The sequence below is a fragment of the Methylobacterium ajmalii genome (assembly GCF_016613415.1).
Taxonomy (GTDB): Bacteria; Pseudomonadota; Alphaproteobacteria; order Rhizobiales; family Beijerinckiaceae; genus Methylobacterium; species Methylobacterium ajmalii.
Genome location: NZ_JACWCT010000093.1, coordinates 1 through 23,053, shown reverse-complemented (window position 1 = coordinate 23,053; position 23,053 = coordinate 1). Strand labels below are relative to the sequence as shown.

The 23,053-nt window shown below is 69.7% G+C and carries 18 protein-coding genes, 1 tRNA gene and 1 rRNA gene; 15 read left to right on the top strand and 5 right to left on the bottom strand.

The annotated features are described in order from the left end of the window. Positions 1-17: 17 nt before the first annotated feature. Both HPY23_RS17835 and HPY23_RS17830 read left to right on the top strand, forming a co-directional pair. Positions 18-398 carry a response regulator gene (locus HPY23_RS17835; RefSeq protein WP_060845470.1) on the top strand — a complete coding sequence of 127 codons (381 nt, stop codon included), beginning with the start codon at positions 18-20 and terminating at the stop codon, positions 396-398. Between the two features lie 28 nt (positions 399-426). Then, a complete protein-coding gene (locus HPY23_RS17830; protein ID WP_091883217.1) occupies positions 427-1,791 on the top strand; it encodes a PleD family two-component system response regulator in 1,365 nt (454 codons plus the stop codon). Positions 1,792-1,882: 91 nt separating this feature from the next. Here HPY23_RS17830 and HPY23_RS17825 read toward each other — a convergent pair whose 3' ends face one another. Next, positions 1,883-3,397 (bottom strand): NAD(P)H-hydrate dehydratase, encoded by a 1,515-nt coding sequence (locus tag HPY23_RS17825; protein ID WP_091883219.1) that lies wholly within the window; start codon positions 3,395-3,397, stop codon positions 1,883-1,885. A gap of 202 nt (positions 3,398-3,599) precedes the next feature. Here HPY23_RS17825 and HPY23_RS17820 point away from each other — a divergent pair, with 202 nt between their 5' ends. Then, the gene (locus HPY23_RS17820; protein WP_060845473.1) at positions 3,600-3,938 is read left to right on the top strand and encodes a P-II family nitrogen regulator; all 339 of its coding nucleotides are present in this window, start codon (positions 3,600-3,602) and stop codon (positions 3,936-3,938) included. A 117-nt stretch (positions 3,939-4,055) separates the two neighbouring features. Then, positions 4,056-5,468 carry a type I glutamate--ammonia ligase gene (glnA, locus tag HPY23_RS17815; protein WP_060845474.1) on the top strand — a complete coding sequence of 471 codons (1,413 nt, stop codon included), beginning with the start codon at positions 4,056-4,058 and terminating at the stop codon, positions 5,466-5,468. 79 nt (positions 5,469-5,547) lie between these two features. Here glnA and HPY23_RS17810 read toward each other — a convergent pair whose 3' ends face one another. Beyond that, positions 5,548-7,074: an FAD-binding oxidoreductase gene (locus HPY23_RS17810; protein ID WP_091883221.1), complete on the bottom strand. Its 1,527-nt coding sequence runs from the start codon at positions 7,072-7,074 to the stop codon at positions 5,548-5,550. 356 nt (positions 7,075-7,430) lie between these two features. On the opposite strand from HPY23_RS17810, the gene rnr reads away from it, so the two are divergent. The 5 genes from rnr (at position 7,431) to rpmG (ending at position 12,580) form a co-directional block, all read left to right on the top strand. Further along, positions 7,431-9,758, top strand: coding sequence for a ribonuclease R (gene rnr / locus HPY23_RS17805; RefSeq protein WP_091883224.1), 2,328 nt, complete (start codon positions 7,431-7,433; stop codon positions 9,756-9,758). Beyond that, positions 9,755-10,294, top strand: coding sequence for a DUF983 domain-containing protein (locus HPY23_RS17800; RefSeq protein WP_091883226.1), 540 nt, complete (start codon positions 9,755-9,757; stop codon positions 10,292-10,294). The genes rnr and HPY23_RS17800 overlap by 4 nt, the downstream gene beginning before the upstream one ends. Then, on the top strand, positions 10,248-10,988 hold the full coding sequence (locus HPY23_RS17795) for an NUDIX hydrolase (RefSeq protein ID WP_060845475.1): 741 nt from the start codon (positions 10,248-10,250) through the stop codon (positions 10,986-10,988). Before HPY23_RS17800 ends, HPY23_RS17795 begins: the two co-directional genes overlap by 47 nt. A gap of 72 nt (positions 10,989-11,060) precedes the next feature. After that, positions 11,061-12,230, top strand: a complete 1,170-nt coding sequence (locus HPY23_RS17790; protein ID WP_091883229.1) for an MFS transporter — start codon at positions 11,061-11,063, stop codon at positions 12,228-12,230. A gap of 182 nt (positions 12,231-12,412) precedes the next feature. Next, a complete protein-coding gene (gene rpmG / locus HPY23_RS17785; protein ID WP_060845477.1) occupies positions 12,413-12,580 on the top strand; it encodes a 50S ribosomal protein L33 in 168 nt (55 codons plus the stop codon). Between the two features lie 85 nt (positions 12,581-12,665). On the opposite strand, the gene HPY23_RS17780 is transcribed toward rpmG, so the two are convergent. Both HPY23_RS17780 and HPY23_RS17775 read right to left on the bottom strand, forming a co-directional pair. Beyond that, positions 12,666-13,145 carry a hypothetical protein gene (locus HPY23_RS17780; RefSeq protein ID WP_091883288.1) on the bottom strand — a complete coding sequence of 160 codons (480 nt, stop codon included), beginning with the start codon at positions 13,143-13,145 and terminating at the stop codon, positions 12,666-12,668. 218 nt (positions 13,146-13,363) lie between these two features. Beyond that, entirely contained in the window at positions 13,364-14,809 is a 1,446-nt protein-coding gene (locus tag HPY23_RS17775) for a multicopper oxidase family protein (RefSeq protein WP_091883231.1), read from the bottom strand. Positions 14,810-14,990: 181 nt separating this feature from the next. On the opposite strand from HPY23_RS17775, the gene HPY23_RS17770 reads away from it, so the two are divergent. The 5 genes from HPY23_RS17770 to lon all read left to right on the top strand — a co-directional run bounded on the left by HPY23_RS17770 (position 14,991) and on the right by lon (position 21,637). Continuing rightward, a tRNA-Leu gene (locus HPY23_RS17770) sits at positions 14,991-15,075 on the top strand. Positions 15,076-15,216: 141 nt separating this feature from the next. After that, on the top strand, positions 15,217-16,632 hold the full coding sequence (gene tig / locus HPY23_RS17765; protein ID WP_091883291.1) for a trigger factor: 1,416 nt from the start codon (positions 15,217-15,219) through the stop codon (positions 16,630-16,632). Positions 16,633-16,744: 112 nt separating this feature from the next. Beyond that, positions 16,745-17,374 carry an ATP-dependent Clp protease proteolytic subunit gene (locus tag HPY23_RS17760; protein ID WP_048427128.1) on the top strand — a complete coding sequence of 210 codons (630 nt, stop codon included), beginning with the start codon at positions 16,745-16,747 and terminating at the stop codon, positions 17,372-17,374. A gap of 295 nt (positions 17,375-17,669) precedes the next feature. Continuing rightward, on the top strand, positions 17,670-18,941 hold the full coding sequence (clpX, locus tag HPY23_RS17755; RefSeq protein ID WP_048427129.1) for an ATP-dependent Clp protease ATP-binding subunit ClpX: 1,272 nt from the start codon (positions 17,670-17,672) through the stop codon (positions 18,939-18,941). A gap of 272 nt (positions 18,942-19,213) precedes the next feature. Next, positions 19,214-21,637 carry an endopeptidase La gene (gene lon, locus HPY23_RS17750; RefSeq protein WP_091883234.1) on the top strand — a complete coding sequence of 808 codons (2,424 nt, stop codon included), beginning with the start codon at positions 19,214-19,216 and terminating at the stop codon, positions 21,635-21,637. A 95-nt stretch (positions 21,638-21,732) separates the two neighbouring features. Here the strand turns inward: lon and HPY23_RS17745 are convergent, their stop codons facing one another. Then, positions 21,733-22,137: a Ros/MucR family transcriptional regulator gene (locus tag HPY23_RS17745; protein WP_091883237.1), complete on the bottom strand. Its 405-nt coding sequence runs from the start codon at positions 22,135-22,137 to the stop codon at positions 21,733-21,735. A 632-nt stretch (positions 22,138-22,769) separates the two neighbouring features. On the opposite strand from HPY23_RS17745, the gene HPY23_RS17740 reads away from it, so the two are divergent. Further along, a 16S ribosomal RNA gene (locus HPY23_RS17740) occupies positions 22,770-23,053 on the top strand; the annotation flags it as partial.

Below are 23,053 nucleotides of genomic sequence, written 5' to 3'. Positions count from 1 at the left end.
GCCGGAGACAGTGAGCCATGACGAAGACGGTGCTCATCGTCGAGGACAACGAGCTGAACATGAAGCTCTTCAACGACCTGTTGGAGGCTCACGGCTACGCGACCCTCAAGACGGCCAACGGGATCGAGGCGATCGAGCTGGCGCGCCGGCATCGGCCTGACCTGATCCTGATGGACATCCAACTCCCCGAAGTGTCGGGCCTCGAAGTCACTAAATGGCTCAAGGAGGACGACGACCTCAAGGGCATTCCGGTGATCGCCATCACGGCCTTCGCCATGAAGGGCGACGAGGAGCGCATCCGCGAGGGTGGCTGCGAGGCGTATCTGTCGAAACCGATCTCGGTCGCGAAGTTCCTCGCGACGGTGCGGACCTACGTTGGCGACGAGCGCCAGAGCTGAGCAGAAGCTGAGAGAGGCCTGTCCTTCCATGTCGGCACGTGTTCTCATCGTCGACGACCTCTTTCCGAACATCAAGCTGCTCGAGACGAAGCTGACGCTCGAATATTTCGATGTCGTCTCGGCGATGAACGGGCCCGACGCCCTCGCAATCTGCGAGAAGGGCCTGTGCGACATCGTGCTGCTCGACGTGATGATGCCGGGGATGGACGGATTCGAGGTCTGCCGCCGGATCAAGGCGACGCCGACCACCGCCCACCTGCCGGTGGTGATGGTCACCGCCCTCGACCAGCCGAGCGACCGCCTGCGCGGGCTCGATGCCGGCGCCGACGATTTCCTGACCAAGCCCATCGACGACACCGCCCTGATGGCCCGGGTGCGCAGCCTGGTGCGCCTCAAGGCGGTGACCGACGAGTTGCGCAGCCGCGCCATGGCCTCGCGGGTCGGCGATCCCCTGGCGGCGGCCGCCGCCGAGACCGGGCACAACGCCAACGTGCTCATCGTCGAGGACCGCCGCTCCGCCGCCGACCGCCTGTCCGCGGCCTTGGGCCAGTACCACTGCGTCGAGACCGTGGCGACGCCCCAGGAGGCGCTGGAGCGGGTCAAGGCCGGCGAGTACGACGTGGTGCTGGTCAGCCTCGACCTGCAGGACCATGACGGCCTGCGCCTGTGCAGCCAGCTGCGCTCCCTCGACCGCACCCGCACCGTGCCGGTGGTGATGCTGGCCGATGCCGGCGACCGCGCCCGCATCATGCGCGGCCTCGACCTCGGCGTGCACGACTACCTGGTCCGCCCGATCGACCGCAACGAGCTCGTCGCCCGGGTCCGCACCCAGGTAAAGCGGAAGCGCTTCTCGCACTCGCTGCGCGAATCGGTCCAGGCCTCGATGGACCTCGCCGTCACCGACGGGCTCACCGGCCTGCACAACCGGCGCTACCTCGACAGCTATCTCGCCGGCCTCTTTTCCGAGCCGTCCCTGCGCGACCGGCCGGTCTCGCTGCTGATCCTCGACATCGACCGCTTCAAGTCGATCAACGACCGCTTCGGGCACGATGCCGGCGACGAGGTCTTGAAGGAATTCGCCACCCGCATCCGCTCCCAGACCCGCGGCATCGACGTGGTGGCGCGGTTCGGCGGCGAGGAGATCGTGGTGGTGGTGCCCGATACCGCGCTCGAGGCCGCCCGCCAGGTCGCCGAGCGGATCCGCGAGCGGATCGAGGCTGCGCCGTTCGTGGTCCAGCGCGGCACCTGCTCGATCGACGTCACGGTCTCGATCGGCGTCGCCGCCCGCCAGGCCGGCGACAGCGAGCCGGGCGCGCTGCTCAAGCGCGCCGACCTCGCGCTCTACGAGGCCAAGCAGACCGGCCGCAACCGGGTGGTCGCGGCGGCGGCGTAAAAGGCCGGTCCCGACCCGGCGTTTCGCCGTCGTCCTCCGATAGGTCCCGCGGCCTGCAGGAGCGCGAGGCCGCGCCCGCGCCCCGGCCATCTCACGCTGCGCCGAGCCGCTCCAGGAACGCCCGCAGCACCGCCGGCATCTGCTCCGGCAAATCCTCCGAGATCAGGCCCGGCCCGTACCGGCGGCCGGCCTCGGCGTGGAGCCAGACTGCGGCCGCCGCGGCCTCGAAGGCCGGCATGCCCTGCGCCAGCAACCCGCCGACGAACCCGCACAGCACGTCGCCGCTGCCGGCGGTGCCGAGCCAGGGCGTGCCGTTGGCGTTGATGGCGGCGCGCCCGTCGGGGGCGGCGATCACCGTGTCGGCGCCCTTCAGCACCACGACGGCGTCGAGGAAGGCCGCCGCGGCGCGGGCCCGGGCGAGGCGCGAGCCCTCCGCCGGCACCGCCGCCACGCCCTTGAACAGGCGCGCGAACTCGCCGTCATGCGGCGTCGCGACCGCCTGGGACCCGCCCGCCGCGATCATCTCGACGAGTTCGTCGGCCCGGCCCGAGAAGCTCGTCAGGGCGTCGGCGTCGAGGACGAGGCCGCGGCCGGCCTCGCAGGCCACCCGTACGAGGTCGCGGGTCGGCGCGCCGCTGCCGAGGCCCGGCCCGGCGACGATGGCGTTGAGGCGCTCGTCGGTGAGGGTGTCGTCGAGGTCGTCGGCGCCGTCGCAGGGGCGCAGCATGATCGCGGTGATCTGGGCGGCGTTCTCGGCGAGCGCCGGACTCGGGGACAGGAGCGTGACGAGGCCGGCGCCGATCCGCAGGGCGCCCCGGGCGGCGAGCCGCGCCGCGCCGGTGCGGTGGGCCGGGCCCGACAGCACCACCGCGTGGCCGCGGGTGTACTTGTGGCTCTCGGCGCTCAAGCGCGGAAAGGCGGCGCCCCACAGGTCCGGCCCGTTGTCGTGGGCCTGCGCGCCGATCCCCGTCACGACCGCGTCGGGGATGCCGATCTCCGCCACCGTCACCGGTCCGCACAGGCGCCGGCCCGGCAGCAGCCGGTGGCCGGGCTTCGGCCGCGCGAAGGTCACCGTCTCGGTCGCGGTCACGACCGGCCCGAGGGGCGCGCCGGTATCGCCGTCGAGGCCAGAGGGCACGTCGACCGCCAGCACCGGCACGCCGGAGGCGTTGATGCGCCCGACCAGAGCGGCCGCAGTGCCGTCGAGCGGGCGGGAGAGACCGGCACCGAACAGGGCGTCGACCACAAGCGCGAAACCCGCCGGCTCGGCGCCGGCCGCGTCCGCGACCGGGCCGGTCCACTCGGCGGCCGCCGCGGCGGCATCGCCCCGGAGCGCCGCACGATCCCCGAGGAGCGCGACCTCGACCGCGATCCCTGCCGCGGCGAGGAGGCGGGCGGCGACGAACCCGTCGCCGCCGTTGTTGCCCGGCCCGCACAGGACCAGGACCCGGCCCTCGCCGGCGCTCGCCCCCGCCATCGCTTCCACGCGTTCGGCCACTGCGGCGCCGGCCCGGCGCATCAGGTCGAGGCCCGGCGTCCCGGCGGCGATCGCCGCGGCGTCGGCCCGGCGCATCTCGTCCGTTGTCAGCAATTCGGTTCCGGCCATCGCGTCATACTCCGAGGAACGCCCGAGGGGGCCCGCCTTGCCGCGGCACCCGGCTTGGGAACGTCGAATTGCGCAACAAACGCGCAGCAATTGCTTACGGATTGGGCATTCCCGATCTGCTCCTGGGAAATCCCCCGTGGCGGTCGGCGCGGCACGATGCTAGGAAGGCCGCCGGAACCGTTGCAGACCAGGCCCGCCCGGCATGAAGAAGATCGAAGCGATCATCAAGCCCTTCAAGCTCGACGAGGTGAAGGAGGCCCTGCAGGAGGTCGGCCTTCAGGGCATCACGGTGATCGAGGCCAAGGGCTTCGGCCGCCAGAAGGGCCACACGGAGCTCTATCGGGGCGCCGAGTACGTGGTCGACTTCCTGCCCAAGGTGAAGCTCGAGATCGTGCTGCCCGACACGCTGGTGGACGGCGCCGTCGAGGCGATCCGCAAGTCGGCCCAGACCGGCCGGATCGGCGACGGCAAGATCTTCGTGTCCTCGATCGAGGAAGCGATCCGCATCCGCACCGGCGAGACCGGTCAGGACGCGATCTGATCGAGGCGCGACCTGACCGCCGGCCCCCTCTCTGCGACGACGAAAACCGCGGCCTGACCCCCAGGACCGCGGCTTCATGGCGGCCTCGACGCCGTTCTAGGAAGGGATCAAACGAGAATGTCTAAGACCGCGACGGACGTCCTCAAGGAAATCAAGGAAAACGACGTCAAGTACGTCGATTTCCGCTTCACCGATCCGCGGGGCAAGTGGCAGCACGTCACCTTCGACGTGTCGCTGGTCGACGAGGACATCTTCGCCGAGGGCACGATGTTCGACGGCTCGTCGATTGCCGGCTGGAAGGCGATCAACGAGTCCGACATGCTGCTGATGCCGGACCCGGCGACGGCCTGCATGGATCCGTTCTTCTCGGCCTCGACCATGTCGATCGTCTGCGACGTGCTCGAGCCGATGACCGGCGAGCCCTACGGCCGCGACCCGCGCGGCATCGCCAAGAAGGCCGAGGCCTTCGTCAAGGCCAGCGGCATCGGCGACACCATCTTCGTCGGCCCCGAGGCCGAGTTCTTCGTCTTCGACGACGTGCGGTTCTCCGCCGACCCGTACAACACCGGCTTCAAGCTCGATTCGGTCGAGCTGCCGATCAACGGCCAGACCGAGTACGAGGGCGGCAACCTCGGCCACCGCGTGCAGATCAAGGGCGGCTACTTCCCGGTCCCGCCGCAGGATTCGGCCCAGGACATGCGCGGCGAGATGCTGGCCGCGATGCAGTCGATGGGCGTGAAGGTCGAGAAGCACCATCACGAGGTCGCCTCGGCCCAGCATGAGCTGGGCATGAAGTTCGACACGCTCACCCTGATGGGTGACCAGATGCAGATCTACAAGTACTGCATCCACAACGTCGCCCAGAGCTACGGCAAGACCGCGACCTTCATGCCGAAGCCGGTCTACGGCGACAACGGCTCGGGCATGCACGTCCACCAGTCGATCTGGAAGGACGGCAAGCCGGTCTTCGCCGGCAACAAGTACGCCGACCTGTCGCAGGAGTGCCTGTGGTACATCGGCGGCATCATCAAGCACGCCAAGGCGCTCAACGCCTTCACCAACCCGTCGACCAACTCGTACAAGCGCCTGGTCCCGGGCTACGAGGCGCCGGTGCTGCTGGCCTACTCGGCCCGCAACCGCTCGGCCTCGTGCCGGATTCCGTGGACGACCTCGCCGAAGGCCAAGCGCGTCGAGGTCCGCTTCCCCGATCCGATGGCGAACCCCTACCTGGCGTTCGCCGCCATGCTGATGGCCGGCATCGACGGCATCAACAACAAGATCGATCCCGGTCCGGCGATGGACAAGGACCTCTACGACCTGCCCCCGGCGGAGCTCAAGGAGATCCCGACCGTGTGCGGCAGCTTGCGTGAGGCGCTCACCAGCCTCGACGCCGACCGCGAGTTCCTCAAGGCCGGCGGCGTGTTCAGCGACGACTTCATCGACTCGTTCATCGAGCTGAAGATGACCGAGGTGATGCGCTACGAGATGACCCCGCACCCGATCGAGTTCGTGAACTACTACTCGCTGTAAGCCGTTACCGGCTGCTGGAACGAGAGACGAGGGGGGCCGGAGCGATCCGGCCCCTTTTTCGTTGGTCGTCGCCGCACCGTCACGCCGGGGCGGTGAGCGGGATGCTCTGCGGGAACCTGAACACGTTGTCGGGGTCGTAGCGGCGCTTGACCTCGCAGAGCTTGCTGACGTTCTCGCCGTAATAGGCGTTGAGCCAGTTCGGCAGGTCGCGGCTCGGGAAGTTGACGTAGGATTGCGGCTTCACGAAGCGCTGCATCGCCGCGAAGTACTCGGTGAGCCAGGCCTGCTGGCGCGCGACGGTGTCGGGCGTGTCGAGCGGGCTCCAGGACGTCTCCATCTCGACGATGAAGTCGGAATCGCGGTGGACATAAGCCGTGTCGGTCGGCTTCACGGCCTTCACCTGGCCGCCGGCGGCGAACAGGATGCCCATGTTGTCCTGGCGCACGGAGCCGCCCGGCCATTTCTCCATCCAGCCGATCATCGCCTCGATCGCCTCGCCGCCGAGCCCGCCGGCGACGTAGCTCGAGCGCATGTCGTAGAGGCCGCCCGGGTCGTCGGTGACGAGGTAGTCGCGGGCGCTCCAGTAGTTCATCGCGTTGATCTCGGCGACGATCGGGCGGGAGCGCGAGAGGGGGCGGTCGAGCACGGCCCGCAACTGGTCGGGCGAGCCGAAGAACTGGCCGAGGGTCTGCACCCGCAGGCCGCCGCGGCTGACCGGGCCGGCGGCGGCCGGCGCGAGCTTGCTGCGGGTCGAGATCAGCCCCGGATTCCTGAGCTGGATGTCCTGCAGGTCCAACATCAGCTCGACCTGATGGCGGGCCGGCCAGACGATGTTGAACACCGTGACGTCGTAGACCGGGTGCGGCTCGAAGGTGAAGGCGGTGTGGACCGCGAAGTTGCCGCCGCCGCCGCCGCGGGCGGCCCAGAACAGCGCGGCGTCGTCGCGGGCGCTGGCGCGCCGCAGGACGCCGTCCGCCGTCACCGCGTCGGTCGCCCGCAGGGCGTCGCAGGTCAGGCCGTTGCGCGTCGCCGAGAACCCCCAGCCGCCGCCGAGGGTGAGCCCGCTGATGCCCACCGTCGGGCAGCGGCCCGAGGGGATCGCCAGGCCGGTGGCCCTGAACGCGTCGGCCATGACCTGGTTGCTGGCCCCGGCCCCGACCGTCACCAGCCCGGTCTTCGGGTCGAAGGTGATCGCGCTCATCGGCTTCACGTCGATGAGCAGGCCGCTCGTCGTCGAGAAGCCCGCGTAGTTGTGGCCGCCGCAGCGCACCGCGAAGGTCTGGCGCTCCTGGCGCGCCCAGGCCAGGCAGGCGCGCACGTCCCGGTCGTCGACGCACATCGCCACCGCCAGCGGCAGCACGTCGGCCCAGCGGCCGTTGTTCGGCCACGCCGCGACCCGGAAGCCCGGCTCGTTCGGGCGGATCAGGCGGCCCTTCAGGTCGCGCGCCAGGGCGTCGAGCCCCCGCGGCGGCGGTCCCTCCAGGGCGGCGGCGCCGGGGATCCGGCTGCCGAGGGCGGCGCCGGCCGCCAGGGCGCCCGACTGGAACAGCCGGCGACGGCTGAGGGCGGTGGACGCGGAGGCGCGCCCGGCGAATCTGTTGGTCATCGCAGTCTCGGGATCTGACGTCTTGATGTGATCGATGCCCGATTCGGGCGACATCATCTGGAGACTTGCGGACATTACGGTCAAGGCAATTGGCGTGAAAATCTGTTTTCGATTCCGACCGTCGTGAAACGAATGATTAACGATGTTTTGCAGGAGCAATCGATTCGACTGCCTGTCTGCTTGTCTGGTCCGCCGGAATGCTGTGACGACCGACCTGCGGCGATCCTGCTCCGGGATCACGCCCCGCCCGCGGGAGCCGACCGTTGCCCCGTGGCCGCACTCGGCCCATATTTCGCAGGAGCGGCCGCGGCTCGCCCGCCGGGCCTTGAGCGCGTCACGCCGCCTGGATCGAGTTGTTGGCCAAGAGACTTCACCCCGGGGACCATCCCCAGGCGGGCCCTTCCCCGAAGAGCAAGCCTGCGCACGCGCCGCTGCCCACCCGCGAGGCGGTGCTCGCCTTCATCGAGGATTCGCCCCAGAAGGTCGGCAAGCGCGAGATCGCGCACGCCTTCGGGATCAAGGGCTCCGACAAGATCGAGCTGAAGCGCCTGCTCAAGGAGATGCAGGAGGAGGGCGCGATCGAGAAGGACCGCGCCGGCCTGCGCAAGGCCGGCCGCCTGCCCCCGGTCGTGGTCGCCGACATCGACAGCCGGCGCGACCGCGACGGCGAATTGGTGGCGCGGCCCGCGCAGTGGGATCCGGAGGCCGGACCCGCCCCCGTCATCACCGTGCTGACGCCGCGCGGGCGCCGGGCCGACGGGCCGGCGCCGGGCACCGGCGACCGGGTGCTCGTCAAGGTCGAGCCCGACGGCGACACGCCCGGGCGCTACCTCGGCCGGGTCATCAAGGTGATCGGCCGCAACAAGGCCGAGACGCTCGGCGTGTTCCGGGCGCTCCCTACGGGCGGCGGGCGCATCGTGCCCGTGGACAAGAAGGCGCAAGGGCGCGAGATCGCGGTGCCGCCGGGCGGGGAGGGCGACGCGCTGGACGGCGACCTCGTCACCGTGGCGCTCGGCCGCGAGGACCGCTTCGGGCTGACGCAGGGGCGCGTCAAGGAGCGCCTCGGCAGCCTCGGCTCCGAGAAGGCGGTCAGCCTGATCGCCATTCACGCCCACGGCATCCCGCACGTCTTCCCGCGCGAGGTGCTGGCGGAGGCGGACGCCACCCGCGAGGTCGGCCTGGAGGGCCGCGAGGACTGGCGCGAGCTGCCGCTGGTCACCATCGACCCGCCGGATGCCAAGGACCACGACGACGCCGTGATGGCCCTGCCCGATCCCGATCCGGCCAATCCGGGCGGGTTCGTGATCACCGTCGCCATCGCGGACGTCGCGGCCTATGTCCGGCCCGGCTCCGCCCTCGACCGCGAGGCGCTGATCCGCGGCAACTCGGTCTACTTCCCCGACCGGGTGGTGCCGATGCTACCCGAGCGGATCTCGAACGACCTCTGTTCCCTGCGGCCCGGCCAGGACCGGCCGGCGCTCGCCGTGCGGATGATCATCACGGCGGAGGGGCGAAAACTTCGCCACAGTGTCCACCGGGTCATGATGCGCTCGCGCGCCAAGCTCGCCTACGCGCAGGCGCAGGCCGCGATCGACGGCCGGCCCGACGAGGTGACGGGCCCGATCCTCGACGGGGTGCTGCGCCCGCTCTGGGCCGCCTACGACGCGCTGGCCGTCGCCCGCGACGCCCGCGGCCCCCTGGCGCTCGACCTGCCCGAGCGCAAGGTGATCCTCAACGCCGAGGGCGGGGTCGACCGGGTGATCGTGCCGGAGCGCCTCTCCGCCCACCGGCTGATCGAGGAGTTCATGATCCAGGCCAACGTCGCGGCGGCCGAGGTCCTGGAAGCCGCGCGCCAGGCCCTGATCTACCGCGTCCACGAGGAGCCCTCGCTCGAGAAGATGCGGGCGCTCGGCGAGGTGATGGCCTCGATCGGCCTGAAACTGCCCAAGGAGGCGAACCTCCGCCCGGCCCTGTTCAACCGCATCCTCGGCATGGTCGAGGGCAGCGAGCACCAGCTCTTCCTCAACGAGGTGGTGCTGCGCTCCCAGGCCCAGGCGGTCTACGCCGCCGAGAATGCCGGCCATTTCGGCCTGGCGCTCCGCCGCTACGCCCACTTCACCTCGCCGATCCGGCGCTACGCCGATCTCGTCGTCCACCGCGCCCTGATCCGTGCCCTGCGGCTCGGCGACGACGGCCTGCCGTCGGGCATGGAGGGCGGTGCGCTCGCCGAGATCGGCCAGCAGATTTCCGCCGCCGAGCGCCGCGCCATGGCGGCGGAGCGCGAGACGATCGACCGCCTGATCGCCCACCACCTCGCCGACCGGGTCGGCGCGACCTTCGCGGGCCAGGTCTCGGGCGTCACCCGCTCGGGGCTGTTCATCAAGCTCGACGAGACCGGGGCGGACGGCTTCGTGCCGATCTCGACGCTCGGCGCCGAGTATTTCCGCCACGAGGAGGGCCGCCACGCCCTCGTCGGCGAGCGCACGCGCCAGACCTTCCGCCTCGGCGACAAGGTCGAGGTGCAGCTGATGGAGGCCGCGCCGGTGGCCGGGGCCCTGCGCTTCGCGATCGCCGGCGGCGACCGTACCGCAGCCCCCGCGCCGGCCCGCGGCGGGCCGCGCAAGGGCCGGCCGGCGCCCGAGCGCCGCGAGAGCCTGACCAAGCGCCGCGGGAGACGCGCATGATCGAGATCCACGCCGGACCCGCCGCCGAGCCCGTGGGCGGGACCCGTCCGCCCGCGGTGGCGCAGGCCCCGGAGCAACCGTCCTGGGCGCTCGCGATGTGGCGCGGCTTTCGCAACCGCTGCCCGCATTGCGGCGAGGGGCGCCTCTTCCACCGCTTCCTCAAGGTGCGGGAGGCTTGCGAATCCTGCGGGATGGAGCTGCATCACCACCGGGCCGACGACCTGCCGCCCTACCTGGTGATCTTCGTCGTCGGACACCTCGTCGGCTGGGCCGTCCTCGAGACCGAGATGCGCTACGACGTGCCGCTCTGGCTCCAGATGACGGTCTGGCCGACGGTCGCCCTCGTCGCCTCGCTCCTGCTGCTCCAGCCGACCAAGGGGGCGGTGGTCGGGCTGCAATACGCCCTTGGCATGCACGGCTTTTCCGCGATACGCCGCGCCGGGGCCCGCCCGGTGGACGGGCCGGCCCGGAACGAGACGGAGACGCGCCATGGCGGCGGGACCGACGCACGACCCATCGGCTCCGGCCGCGCCTGAACGCAAGGCGCGCCCGCTGCGGATCCGCAACGCCGCGACGCTGATCATCCTCGACCGCTCGGGCGAGCGGCCGAAGGTGCTGATGGGCAAGCGCCACGCCGGCCACAAGTTCATGCCCGGCCTGTTCGTGTTTCCGGGCGGCCGGATCGAGCTCGGCGACCGCTCCATGCCGGTCGCCGGCACCCTCAACGACCGGGCGGAAGCCGCGCTCGCCGAGCAGGTCCACCCGCCGCTGTTCCATCTCGGCCGGGTCCTGGCGCTCGCGGCGATCCGCGAGACCTACGAGGAGACCGGGCTGATGATCGGCTCCCTCGATTACGGCCCGCCCGAGATGGCGCCGCCCGGCGCCTGGTCGGCCTTCCGCGAGGCCGGGGTGATGCCCGATCTCGAACTGCTGCAGTTCGTCGCCCGGGCGATCACCCCGCCCTCGCGTCCGAAGCGCTTCGACACCCGGTTCTTCGCCGTCGACCGCGAGGCGGTGGTGGCCGAGACCCCCGGCATCGTCGGCCCCGATTCCGAGCTGACCGAGCTCGCCTGGGTCGACCTGACCGAGGCGCGCCGGCTCGACCTGCCGCGCATCACCGGCATCGTCCTCGACGAACTGGAGGCGAGGCTCGAGGCGGGCTTCTCGCCGATGCTGCCGGTGCCGTTCTTCCGCGACGTCGACGGCGAGCACACGAGGGTGGAGCTCTAGGAAGCGGGCCGCAGGGTGGTCTTCCAGGGGCGGCTGGTCCATACGGACCCGCCCTGCCGGCGACCCCGCGTCATGACCAGCCTTCCCTCCGATTCCGAATTCGGGCGTGCGCGCCTCGCGGCCATCGCGGCGGCCATCGCCTGCGTGGCCGTGGTCGGCATCGGGCTCAGCCTGTCGATCCCGCTCCTCTCCCTGGAGATGGAGCGGATGGGGCTCTCCAACACCTGGATCGGCGTCAACACGGCGGTCGCCGGGGTGGCGAGCATCGTCGTCCTGCCCTTCGTGCCGCGGGTGGCGGCGCGGCTCGGAGTGATGCCGCTCCTGCTCGGCGCCATCGCGGTCGCGGCCGTGGCGCTCCTCGGCTTCCGGGCGGTGCGCGACTTCGCCTGGTGGTTCCCGCTCCGCTTCGTGTTCTCGGCCGCGCTCGGCGTGCTGTTCGTGCTCTCCGAGTTCTGGATCAACCAGGCGGCGCCCCCGACCCGGCGTGGGCTGGTGATGGGCGTCTACGCCACCGTCCTGGCGCTCGGCTTCGCCATCGGCCCGGCCCTGCTGCGCTTCCTCGGCACCGCCGGCTGGGCCCCGTACCTGGCGGGGGCGGCCCTGTTCTGCGCCGGCACGCTGCCGCTCTTCCTCGCCCGTGACCTGTCGCCGGAGATCCCGCGCAAGGGCGGGCGCGGCTTCCTCGGCTACCTGCGGGTGGCGCCCTCGGCGACGCTCGCCGCCCTGATCTACGGCGCGGTCGAGACCGGGGGCTTCGCCATCCTGCCGATCTACGGCCTGCGCCTCGGCCTCACGGCGGAGCAGGCGGCCGGGCTCGTCAGCGTCGCGGCGCTCGGCAACGTGCTGTTCCAGATCCCGGTCGGGCTGCTGGCCGACAAGGTGGACAAGCGCCGGCTCCTGCTCGCCGCCGCGTTCTTCGGCGCGCTCGGCGCCGCCGCGCTCCCGCTCGGCGCCAACGATGGGCGGCTGCTCGCCGTCATCCTGCTCGCCTGGGGCGGCATCGCCGGCACGCTCTACACCGTCGGGCTCGCCCATCTCGGCGCCCGCTTCGACGGTGCGGCGCTGGCCGGCGCCAACGCGGCCTTCCTGGTCCTCTACAATATCGGGCTGGTGCTCGGTCCGCCGCTCGTCGGCGGCGGGATGGACCTCGCCTCGCCGCACGGCTTCGCCTGGGCACTGGCGCTGCTCTTCGTCGCCTACCTGGCGGTGGTCGGCGGACGGATGATCCGGGCCGCGCCGTGAGGAGCGACGCCGCGTCGCGCGGGCTTGACGCGGACGGTGCCCGCCCCGGGGCGTCGGGCCGCCGGGCTTGACGCAAACGGGGTGATGGGGCAGGAAGGCGCCGCGTTCTGGCCGGGCCTGCCCGGCCGTTTTGCGTTTCGGTCTTCCGGGCGCAACCCCCTTTCATCACACGAGGTCGCGCCATGGCCAAGGCCGTCACCATCAAGATCAAGCTGCTCTCGACCGCCGACACCGGCTTCTTCTACGTCACGAAGAAGAACTCGCGGACCAAGACCGACAAGCTGTCGTTCAAGAAGTACGACCCGATCGCGCGTAAGCACGTCGAGTTCAAGGAGACCAAGATCAAGTAATTCTTGATCCTGGAGGTTGGGCCGCCTCCGTGCGGCGTGAAAAAGGCCGCCCGCCAGGGCGGCCTTTTTCCGTTGCAGGCTCGGCTCAACCGAACAGGAACAGGGTTCCCGGCAGGGCGACGAGGCCGGCGGCGCCAGCGTAGGCGAGCCACAGGCCCGGCCGGCGGGCGGCGAGGCGGCGCAGGCGCCTGGCGGTCGGGCCGGCCTTGACGCTGCGCCCGTTCACGCAGGAGCAGAGCAGACGGTGGGCCTCGCCGGTGCTCAGGCCGAAGAAGCGCCGCGCCTCCCCGAACGTGTCGTCGGCCAGCCCGTTCGCCCGCAGGACCGGATCGGCCGCGGCGAGCGCGAGGGGCGAGTTGTCGGCCCGGATGCCGGCGCGCATCCCCCGCGGCACGAACTCGATCTCCTCCAGGGTGAGGAAGCTGCGGTCCGGGTCGCGCTCGAGGATCGTGGCGAAGCGTTCGAGCCGGGCCCGGCGGCCCTCGAGGACGGGATCGTCGAGGAGGGGCGGGACCGTGCCGATATCGGCGATGTCGCGGATGTGGCGAAGCGGCTGATGTTCCATGCTGGGCACCTCGTCGATGCGCTGCAGGCCGGTGCGCACTGCTGCGACCGAGCATGCGCCCAGCATTCCGCCGATGCATTCACCGGCGTTAACACGTTTTCTCGATCGGACGACTGCCAAGTCTCAAGCAAAGTCCGGCATGTCGACCCGCATCAAGGACTTGGATGCGGGCCGAAAGCTTGGCGGACGCGCGAGGTGCGACCGCCCGACGCAGGCGGTCAGCTGACCTCGAACCAGCCCCACAGGCCGGTATCGAACCGCTCGAGCGCCGTCGCACTGACGAGCCACTTCCCTGGATTGTCGGCCAGGAAGGCGATGCGGGCGGTGCGGCCCTCCAGCAGCTGGAACGTGTCGAGCCAGTAGGGCTCCCAGCCGTCGTCGAGGGGATGGAGCAGGCGGAAGACGTGGCCGTGCAGGTGGAGCGATTGCGGGAAGGCCGTGGTGTTGGTGAGCGCCAGCACCACGGCGGTGTTGCGCTTGACCGTGAACAGGGGAGGGTTCTCGGCCCGGCCGGCGGCGCCGTTGAGCGTCCAGATCCGGGTCGGGTCGCCGGTGAAGGCCGGGGCGGCGTCGGGCTTGGCCTTGTCGAAGGTCGCCCCGCCGGCGATCGCGATATCGCGCCGGAAGGCGTTCTGGAGCTTGATCTCCGGCGGCAGCAGCTTGTTCTCGCCGATCGGCGCGACGGCGGGGCGCGCCGCCACCGGCTCGCCCTTGGCGATGATGCGGGCGAGCGGCATTCCGGCGCCGATCAGCGCCACCACGGCGCCGGCCGGCTCGGCGGCGCCCGGCACGTCGAGCAGGATGTCGTAGCGGGTGCCGGGCGGGAAGGGCAGGGTGGCGCGCAGGGGCTCGAACGTGTCGGTCGGCTGCCCGTCGACGGCCGCCACCCAGGCCTTGAGCCCGTCGAAGCGGATCCGGGTCGCCCGCGCGTTGCAGGCATTGGCGAGGCGCAGCCGCAGCCGCGTGCCCGGCGCCGCCTCGATCGTCTCCGGGGCGGGCCGGCCGTTGATCGTCAGCGCGTTGCCGAGCCGGCCGGAACTCGCCGCGAAGGCCGCCTGGCCGAACGGCGCGAGCGTGCCGTCGGCTTCCAGGCGCCAGTCCTGCAAGAGGAGCGGCACGTCGCGGTCGACGACCGGCGGGGTCTTCTCCTCGACCACCAGCATTCCGGCGAGACCCCGGCCAGAGGGCTCGCTCGCCCCCCCGACCACGAGCGGCCGGATCAGGAAGGTGCCGGCATCCGGCGGGGTGAACTCGTAGACGAAGCTGCCGCCCGGCGCGACCGGGGCCTGCGTCACCCCGCCGACCCCGTCCATGGCGTTGCGGTTGCGCACCCCGTGCCAGTGCAGCGACAGCGGCTTCTCCGTCTTGTTCTCGAGGCGCAGGCGCACCGCCTCGCCGAGCTTGACCCGGATCACCGGAGGGGCGGACCGGCCGTCGAAGGCCCAGACCGGGGTCTCGGGCGCGGGCTCCGGCTTGAGCCGGGCGCGGGCGGCCTGCGCGGTCAGGGGCCGGGCCTCCGCCCCGGGGCCGGGCGTGACCGCGGCACCCGGCGCAGCGGTACCGGCCTGCGGGGCGCCGCCCTGCGCCCGGACGAGGGCGGGCGCGAGCGAGAGCGCGGCGCCGGCAAGCAGCGCGCGGCGCGAGGGCGGCAGGGACGACGGCATGGCACCTCGCTCTGTGCGGGAGACGGGCGGTCCGCGGGCGGGATGGGCCCGGTGACGGCGAGCCGCCTTGTAGCCGGGGTGCGGACGCGGGGCGAGGCCGGGCCCAAAATTCTTGCTGCGTGACCGATCCACCATGCTATAGAGCCGCGCCCGGGTGCGTACAGCGCCGGGCGCGAGCGTCGCGGGCGTGGCGGAATTGGTAGACGCGCTGGATTTAGGTTCCAGTGACGAGAGTCGTGGGGGTTCGAGCCCCTCCGCCCGCACCATCTCCGCCAGGCGACACGACGGATTGGGTTCAAGCAGCAGGGCCGGCTCCTTGTCCTGAGGGTCCCGTCGCACGGTGCAAGCCAGCGCCGTCCGGGTCCGCAGCCAGGCCGGATTCGAGAGCGCAAGGCGGAATGACGACGATGCAGGTGACCGAGACCAAGTCCGAGGGGCTCAAGCGCGAATTCCAGGTGGTCGTGCCGGCGGCCGAGCTGGAGACCCGGCTCGCGACCGAGCTCGACGGGATCAAGGGCAAGGTGCAGATCAAGGGCTTCCGCCCGGGCAAGGTGCCGGTCGCCCACCTGCGCAAGGTCTACGGCCGCTCCGTGATGGCCGACGTCGTCCAGAACGCCGTCAACGAGGCCAACCAGAAGATCGTCGAGGACAACAAGCTGAAGCTCGCCCTCGAGCCTCAGATCCAGATGCCCGAGGACAAGGACCAGATCGAGAAGGCGCTCGACGCCAAGGCCGACCTCGCCTTCACGATCGCCCTCGAGGTGATGCCGAGCTTCGACCTCGTCGACCTCTCGGACGTGAGCCTGACCAAGCAGGTCGTCACCCCGTCGGACGAGGAGGTCGCCGAGACCATCGAGCGCATGGCCTCGGCCAACCGCCCGTTCGAGGACCGGCCCGAGGGCCAGTACGCCGAATCGGGCGACCGCCTCACCATCAACTTCACCGGCCGCATCGACGGCACCCCGTTCGAGGGCGGCACCGGCGAGGACATCAACCTCGACCTCGGCTCGAACACCTTCATCCCGGGCTTCGAGGACCAGCTCCTCGGCGCCAAGGTCGGCGACGAGCGTCTCGTCAAGGTGACCTTCCCGGAGAGCTACGGCGCCGAGCACCTCGCCGGCAAGGAAGCCGAGTTCGACGTCGTCGTGAAGGCGATCAAGCTGCCGGGTGAGCTCAAGATCGACGACGAGCTCGCCAAGAACTTCGGCATGGATTCCCTCGACGCCCTCAAGGACGCCGTGCGGACCACCATGGGCCGCGAGTACGAGGCGGCCTCGCGCCAGAAGCTGAAGAAGGGCCTCCTCGACGCCCTCGACACCCGCTACTCGTTCGAGCTGCCCCCGAGCCTGGTCCACCAGGAATTCGCCGCCGTGTGGGCCCAGGTCGAGCAGGACCTCAAGAACCGCGGCAAGACCTTCGAGGACGAGGACACCACGGAGGAGAAGGCCCGCGAGGAGTACCGCCGGATCGCCGAGCGCCGCGTGCGTCTCGGCCTGGTGCTTGCGCAGGCCGGCGAGAGCGCCGATATCAAGGTCTCGGACGACGAGGTGAATCAGGCCCTGATCGCCCGCGTCCGCCAGTTCCCCGGCCAGGAGCAGCAGGTCTGGGATTTCTACCGCAAGACCCCGCAGGCGCTCGCCGAGCTGCGCGCCCCGCTGTTCGAGGAGAAGGTGGTTGACCACGTCCTCGGCCAGGTGAAACTGGTCGAGGAGCCGGTCTCCAAGGAGGCGCTGTTCGCCGACGAGGACGACGCCGAGGAGGCCAAGGCCGACAAGGCCGATTCCGCCGAGGCCGCTCCCGCGGGTGAGTCCAACCCGGCCTGATCCCGGTCGGCCCCCTCGAACGGGCGGCGGACGGGGGCCTGCGAGGTCGTTCGTTATCGCCGCTACCCCGGCCGCCTGGAGGCGGCCGGGTTCCGTTCAGAGGGCCAGTGAGATGAGAGATCCGGTCGATTATTACAACAGCGCGCTCGTGCCCATGGTGGTCGAGCAGTCGAGCCGCGGCGAGCGTGCCTTCGACATCTATTCGCGCCTGCTGCGCGAGCGCATCATCTTCCTGACCGGTCCGGTCGAGGACTATTCCGCGTCGCTGATCGTGGCGCAGCTGCTGTTCCTCGAGGCGGAGAACCCGAAGAAGGAAATCTCCTTCTACATCAACTCGCCGGGCGGCGTGGTCACCTCCGGCCTGTCGATCTACGACACGATGCAGTTCATCCGCTGCCCGGTCGCCACGCTCTGCGTCGGCCAGGCCGCCTCGATGGGCTCGCTGCTGCTGGCCGCCGGCGAGGCCGGCCACCGCTTCGCGCTGCCGAACGCCCGGATCATGGTGCACCAGCCCTCCGGCGGCTTCCAGGGCCAGGCCACCGACATCCTGATCCATGCCCGCGAGATCGAGGCCCTGAAGCGGCGCCTCAACGAGATCTACGTGAAGCACACCGGCCGCGAGTACGAGGCCATCGAGCAGGGCCTGGAGCGCGACAACTTCATGACCGCCGACGCCGCCAAGGAGTGGGGCCTCATCGACGAGGTGCTCCAGAAGCGCGCCGAGGCGCCGGCCCAGGCGTAAGCGATCCCTTGCGGCGGCAGGCCCTCATGTCTCCGGGGGAATCCTCGGCATGGCGGGGCCTGCCCCACAAGGACGGGGCCGCCCTCGATGTCGGGCCCACCGATGCGGCCATTTGGCGGGAGCCTGTCGCATCGGTGGGATTGATCCGGCGGTGGCTGCGTGTTTGCATCGCGATTCTGCACCGGGCGCCCGGCGGCGCGGGAGGCGGTGACTGTTTCTTTAGCCGGGCGCCACTATCTAAAAGCGATGCGGTCGCGTCCCCGGGGCGGGGCCGGTCGGGGACTTGGAGACCCATATGAGCAAGGCTGGCGGCAACGACTCGAAGAGCACGCTGTACTGCTCGTTCTGCGGCAAGAGCCAGCACGAGGTTCGCAAGCTGATCGCGGGCCCGACCGTCTTCATCTGCGATGAGTGCGTCGAGCTGTGCATGGACATCATTCGCGAGGAATCGAAGTCCTCGCTGGTGAAGTCGCGGGACGGCGTACCGACCCCGAAGGAGATTCGGCGGGTCCTGGATGACTACGTCATCGGTCAGGACTTTGCCAAGAAGGTCCTGTCGGTGGCTGTGCACAACCACTACAAGCGCCTGGCGCACGCGACCAAGCACAACGACGTCGAGCTGGCGAAGTCCAACATCCTGCTGATCGGCCCGACCGGGTCGGGCAAGACCCTGTTGGCCCAGACCCTGGCCCGCATCCTCGACGTGCCGTTCACGATGGCGGACGCGACGACGCTGACCGAGGCCGGCTACGTCGGCGAGGACGTCGAGAACATCATCCTCAAGCTGCTCCAGGCCTCCGACTACAACGTCGAGCGGGCGCAGCGCGGCATCGTCTACATCGACGAGATCGACAAGATCTCGCGCAAGTCGGACAACCCCTCGATCACCCGCGACGTGTCGGGCGAGGGCGTCCAGCAGGCGCTGCTGAAGATCATGGAGGGCACGGTCGCCAGCGTGCCGCCGCAGGGCGGCCGCAAGCACCCGCAGCAGGAATTCCTCCAGGTCGACACGACCAACATCCTGTTCATCTGCGGCGGTGCCTTCGCGGGGCTGGAGCGGATCATCTCGGCCCGTGGCAAGGGCACCTCGATCGGCTTCGGCGCCACCGTCCAGGCACCGGACGACCGCCGCACCGGCGAGATCTTCCGCAACGTCGAGCCCGAGGATCTGCTGAAGTTCGGCCTCATCCCGGAATTCGTCGGCCGCCTGCCCGTGCTGGCGACCCTCGAGGACCTCGACGAGACCGCCCTCAAGCGCATCCTCCAGGAGCCGAAGAACGCCCTGGTCAAGCAGTACCAGCGCCTGTTCGAGATGGAGAACGTCGACCTGACGTTCCAGGAGGAGGCGCTCAGCCTCGTCGCCCGCAAGGCGATAGAGCGGAAGACCGGCGCCCGCGGTCTGCGCTCCATCCTGGAGAGCATCCTGCTCGAGACGATGTACGACCTGCCCGGCCTCGACTCGGTCGAGCAGGTGGTGATCGGGCCGGAGGTCGTCGACGGCAAGTCGCGGCCGCTCTACATCCACGGCGACCGCGGCAAGGAGACGCCGGCCAGCGCCAGCGCCTGACGACGACGACGAGAGGCCGCCGCCGAAACGGCGGCCTCTCGCGTGAGAGGCGCCCGCCTGCGACCGGGTGGCATGGTGCTTGAAAGCGGCGCCCCGGAAAGCCACCTGACAGTCAACGCGGCGGCCGCATGCTCACCCTACACGAGGTGCGGTGCCGCGACCCGGCCGCTCTCTCGTTTCCGACCCCCGCGGCCCGGTCGGCCCCCTGCGTTCCTCCTGCTTGTCCCCATGAGGGGAGGGACCTGGGCGTCACCACACAAGGAAGTCAGTCAATGACCCAGCCGAAATCGCGCCAGCCCGTCGTCCCCGGCACGAGCGGGACCTATGCGGTCCTGCCGCTGCGCGACATCGTGGTCTTCCCGCACATGATCGTGCCGCTCTTCGTCGGGCGCGAGAAGTCGATCCGGGCGCTCGAGGAGGCGGTCCGCACCGACCGGCACATCCTGCTCGCCACCCAGGTCAACGCCACCGACGACGACCCGGCCACCGACGCGATCTACACCATCGGCACCCTCGCCAGCGTGCTGCAGCTGCTCAAGCTGCCCGACGGCACCGTGAAGGTGCTGGTCGAGGGCGGCGGCCGCGCCAAGATCCAGGACTTTGTCCGCTCCGACGAGTACTACGCCGCCGAGGCCGAGGTGCTGCCGAATGATCTCGGCGACAAGATCGAGGCCGAGGCGCTCGCCCGCTCGGTGATCTCGGAGTTCGAGAACTACGTCAAGCTCAACAAGAAGATCTCGCCCGAGGTGGTCTCGGCGGTGATCCAGATCGACGAGCCCTCGAAGCTCGCCGACACGGTCGCCTCGCACCTCGCCGTCAAGATCTCCGACAAGCAGGCGATCCTCGAGATCCCGACCGTCGCCCAGCGGCTGGAGCGCGTGCTCTCGCTGATGGAGAGCGAGATCTCGGTGCTGCAGGTCGAGAAGCGCATCCGCACCCGCGTCAAGCGGCAGATGGAGAAGACCCAGCGCGAGTACTACCTGAATGAGCAGATGAAGGCCATTCAGAAGGAACTCGGCGACGAGGACGGCCGCGACGAGCTGGCCGAGCTCGAGGACAAGATCGAGAAGACCAAGCTGTCCAAGGAGGCGCGCGACAAGGCGCTGGCCGAGCTGAAGAAGCTGCGCCAGATGTCGCCGATGTCCGCCGAGGCGACGGTCGTGCGCAACTACCTCGACTGGATGCTCGGCATCCCGTGGGGCAAGCGCTCGAAGATCAAGAAGGACCTGCCCGGCGCCCAGGCCATGCTCGATTCCGACCACTTCGGCCTCGACAAGGTCAAGGAGCGGATCGTCGAGTACCTGGCGGTGCAGCAGCGTGCCAACCGGCTCGCCGGACCGATCCTCTGCCTTGTCGGACCGCCCGGCGTCGGCAAGACCTCGCTCGGCAAGTCGATCGCCAAGGCCACGGGCCGCGAGTTCGTCCGCATGTCGCTCGGCGGCGTGCGCGACGAGGCCGAGATCCGCGGTCACCGGCGGACTTATATCGGCTCGATGCCCGGCAAGATCGTGCAGTCGATGCGCAAGGCCAAGACCTCGAACCCGCTCATCCTGCTCGACGAGATCGACAAGATGGGTATGGATTTCCGCGGCGATCCGTCTGCGGCGCTCCTTGAGGTGCTGGATCCGGAGCAGAACGGCACGTTCAACGACCACTACCTCGAGGTCGACTACGACCTGTCGGGCGTGATGTTCGTGACGACCGCCAACACCCTCAACATCCCGCCGGCCCTGCTCGACCGGATGGAGGTGATCCGCATCGCCGGCTACACCGAGGAGGAGAAGGTCGAGATCGCGCGCAAGCACCTGATGCCGGGTGCGCTGAAGAAGCACGGGCTCGAGCCGAAGGAATGGTCGATCAGCGATGACGGCCTGATGCTCCTGATCCGCCGCTACACCCGCGAGGCGGGCGTGCGGAACCTGGAGCGCGAGATCTCCAACCTGATCCGCAAGGCGGTGAAGGAGATCCTGATGTCGGGTGTGAAGAGCGTGACGGTCACGGCCGACAACCTCGACACCTTCCTCGGCCCGGCGAAGTTCCGCTACGGCGAGATCGAGACCGACGATCAGGTCGGCGTCGTTACAGGTCTGGCCTGGACCGAGGTCGGCGGCGAGCTACTCACGATCGAAGGCGTCATGATGCCCGGCAAGGGCAAGATGACGGTGACCGGCAACTTGCGCGACGTGATGAAGGAGTCGATCTCGGCGGCGGCGTCCTACGTCCGCTCGCGGGCCGTCGATTTCGGCGTCGAGCCGCCGCTGTTCGATCGCCGTGACATCCACGTCCACGTGCCGGAGGGGGCGACCCCGAAGGACGGGCCGTCGGCCGGCATCGCCATGGCGACCGCGATCGTGTCGGTCATCACCGGCATCCCGGTGCGTCGCGACATCGCCATGACCGGCGAGGTGACGCTGCGGGGGAGGGTGCTGCCGATCGGCGGTCTCAAGGAGAAGCTGCTCGCGGCGCTCCGCGGCGGGATTAAGATCGTGCTGATCCCCGAGGAGAACGCCAAGGACCTGGTGGAGATTCCCGACAGCGTGAAGAACGGGCTCGAGATCGTGCCCGTGGCGCGGATGGACCAGGTTCTCCAGCGGGCCCTGATCCGGATGCCGGAGGCGATCGAGTGGGACGAGCCGCTGCCGAAGGCTGCGCCGGCGCGGACCGAGGACGATGCCTCGGGGGTTCTGGCGCACTGACCGGCCTGCCCCCGACGAGGGTCTGACATGACGGAGCCCCCGGACCGATGGTCCGGGGGCTCCTTTCGTTCACGGCAATAAGTAAGCGCTTCGCCTCAGGCGCTGCGACGACGGCCGAGACCGCTGTTCTTCGCCAGCTCGGAGCGCTGCGCGGCGTAGTTGGCGGCGACCATCGGGTAATCGTGCGGCAGGCCCCACTTGCGGCGGTACTCCTCGGGGGAGAGGCCGCGGGTGGAGAGGTGGCGCTTGAGCGACTTGTACTGCTTCCCGTCCTCGAGGCTGATCAGGTAGTCCGGGGTCACCGTCTTCTTGATCGGCATCAGCGGGGTCGGCTTCTCCGGCTCCACCGCCTCGACGTTGCCGAGCCGGCTCAGCGACTGGTGCACGGCGCTGATCAGGGCCGGCAGCTCGGCGATCGGTAACGAGTTGTTGGACACGTAGGCCGACACGATATCGGCCGCGCGTTCAACCAGATTGGTTTCTTGGTCTTGGTCCAGCATTCAATCGACTCCGGTGATCGAGTGATCGCCCCATGCGTTCTGGGACGCCGCAGGTCAACGTTTCATTTCGAGAATGCGGCGGAATCACGCCTCCAAAGTGCCGGTGTGCACGTCCGATGACGCTCGATCGTCTCGCATCGTGACCGATTACTGACCCATGCGCTGGCGTAATACAGCCGATGCGCAGCAGCGCGGCGGGAGACCGTTCCGGGGTGGCGGTGGACGCTCGGCGAGAACGAAAACCGAGAGGGGAGGGGAGTCCGTCGTCAGGCTTTCACGAAACCGGTTGACGGGCCGAAACCCGGAGCCTATACGACCACCCATCGGCGCCGGCCGCGACAGCGGCCCGGGCGCTGAGCCATCTTCGAGACAGTCCGGGCCGGCAAGCCTGACCTTGGTCAGGCGCTGGTCCTGTTTTCGCCGATGGATGCCGGGTTCGCTCGGCTCAGCTCTTTGACAAGTTCATCTGAGAAAGAGAAGCGTGGACGGCGTCGTCCCTGCGGATCGGATCTTCGGGTCTGGTCGTGAGTAGGATGATGCTGGTCTGACGTTTCGGTGCTCACACGATCAGGTGGAAACGCCGATCGGTCGTGAGCCTCCGTTTATGTTGTGATCAGCTATGATCAGCTCTTCAACTTGAGAGTTTGATCCTGGCTCAGAGCGAACGCTGGCGGCAGGCTTAACACATGCAAGTCGAGCGGGCCCTTCGGGGTCAGCGGCAGACGGGTGAGTAACGCGTGGGAACGTGCCCTTCGGTTCGGAATAACTCAGGGAAACTTGAGCTAATACCGGATACGCCCTTTTGGGGAAAGGTTTACTGCCGAAGGATCGGCCCGCGTCTGATTAGCTAGTTGGTGAGGTTACGGCTCACCAAGGCGACGATCAGTAGCTGGTCTGAGAGGATGATCAGCCACAC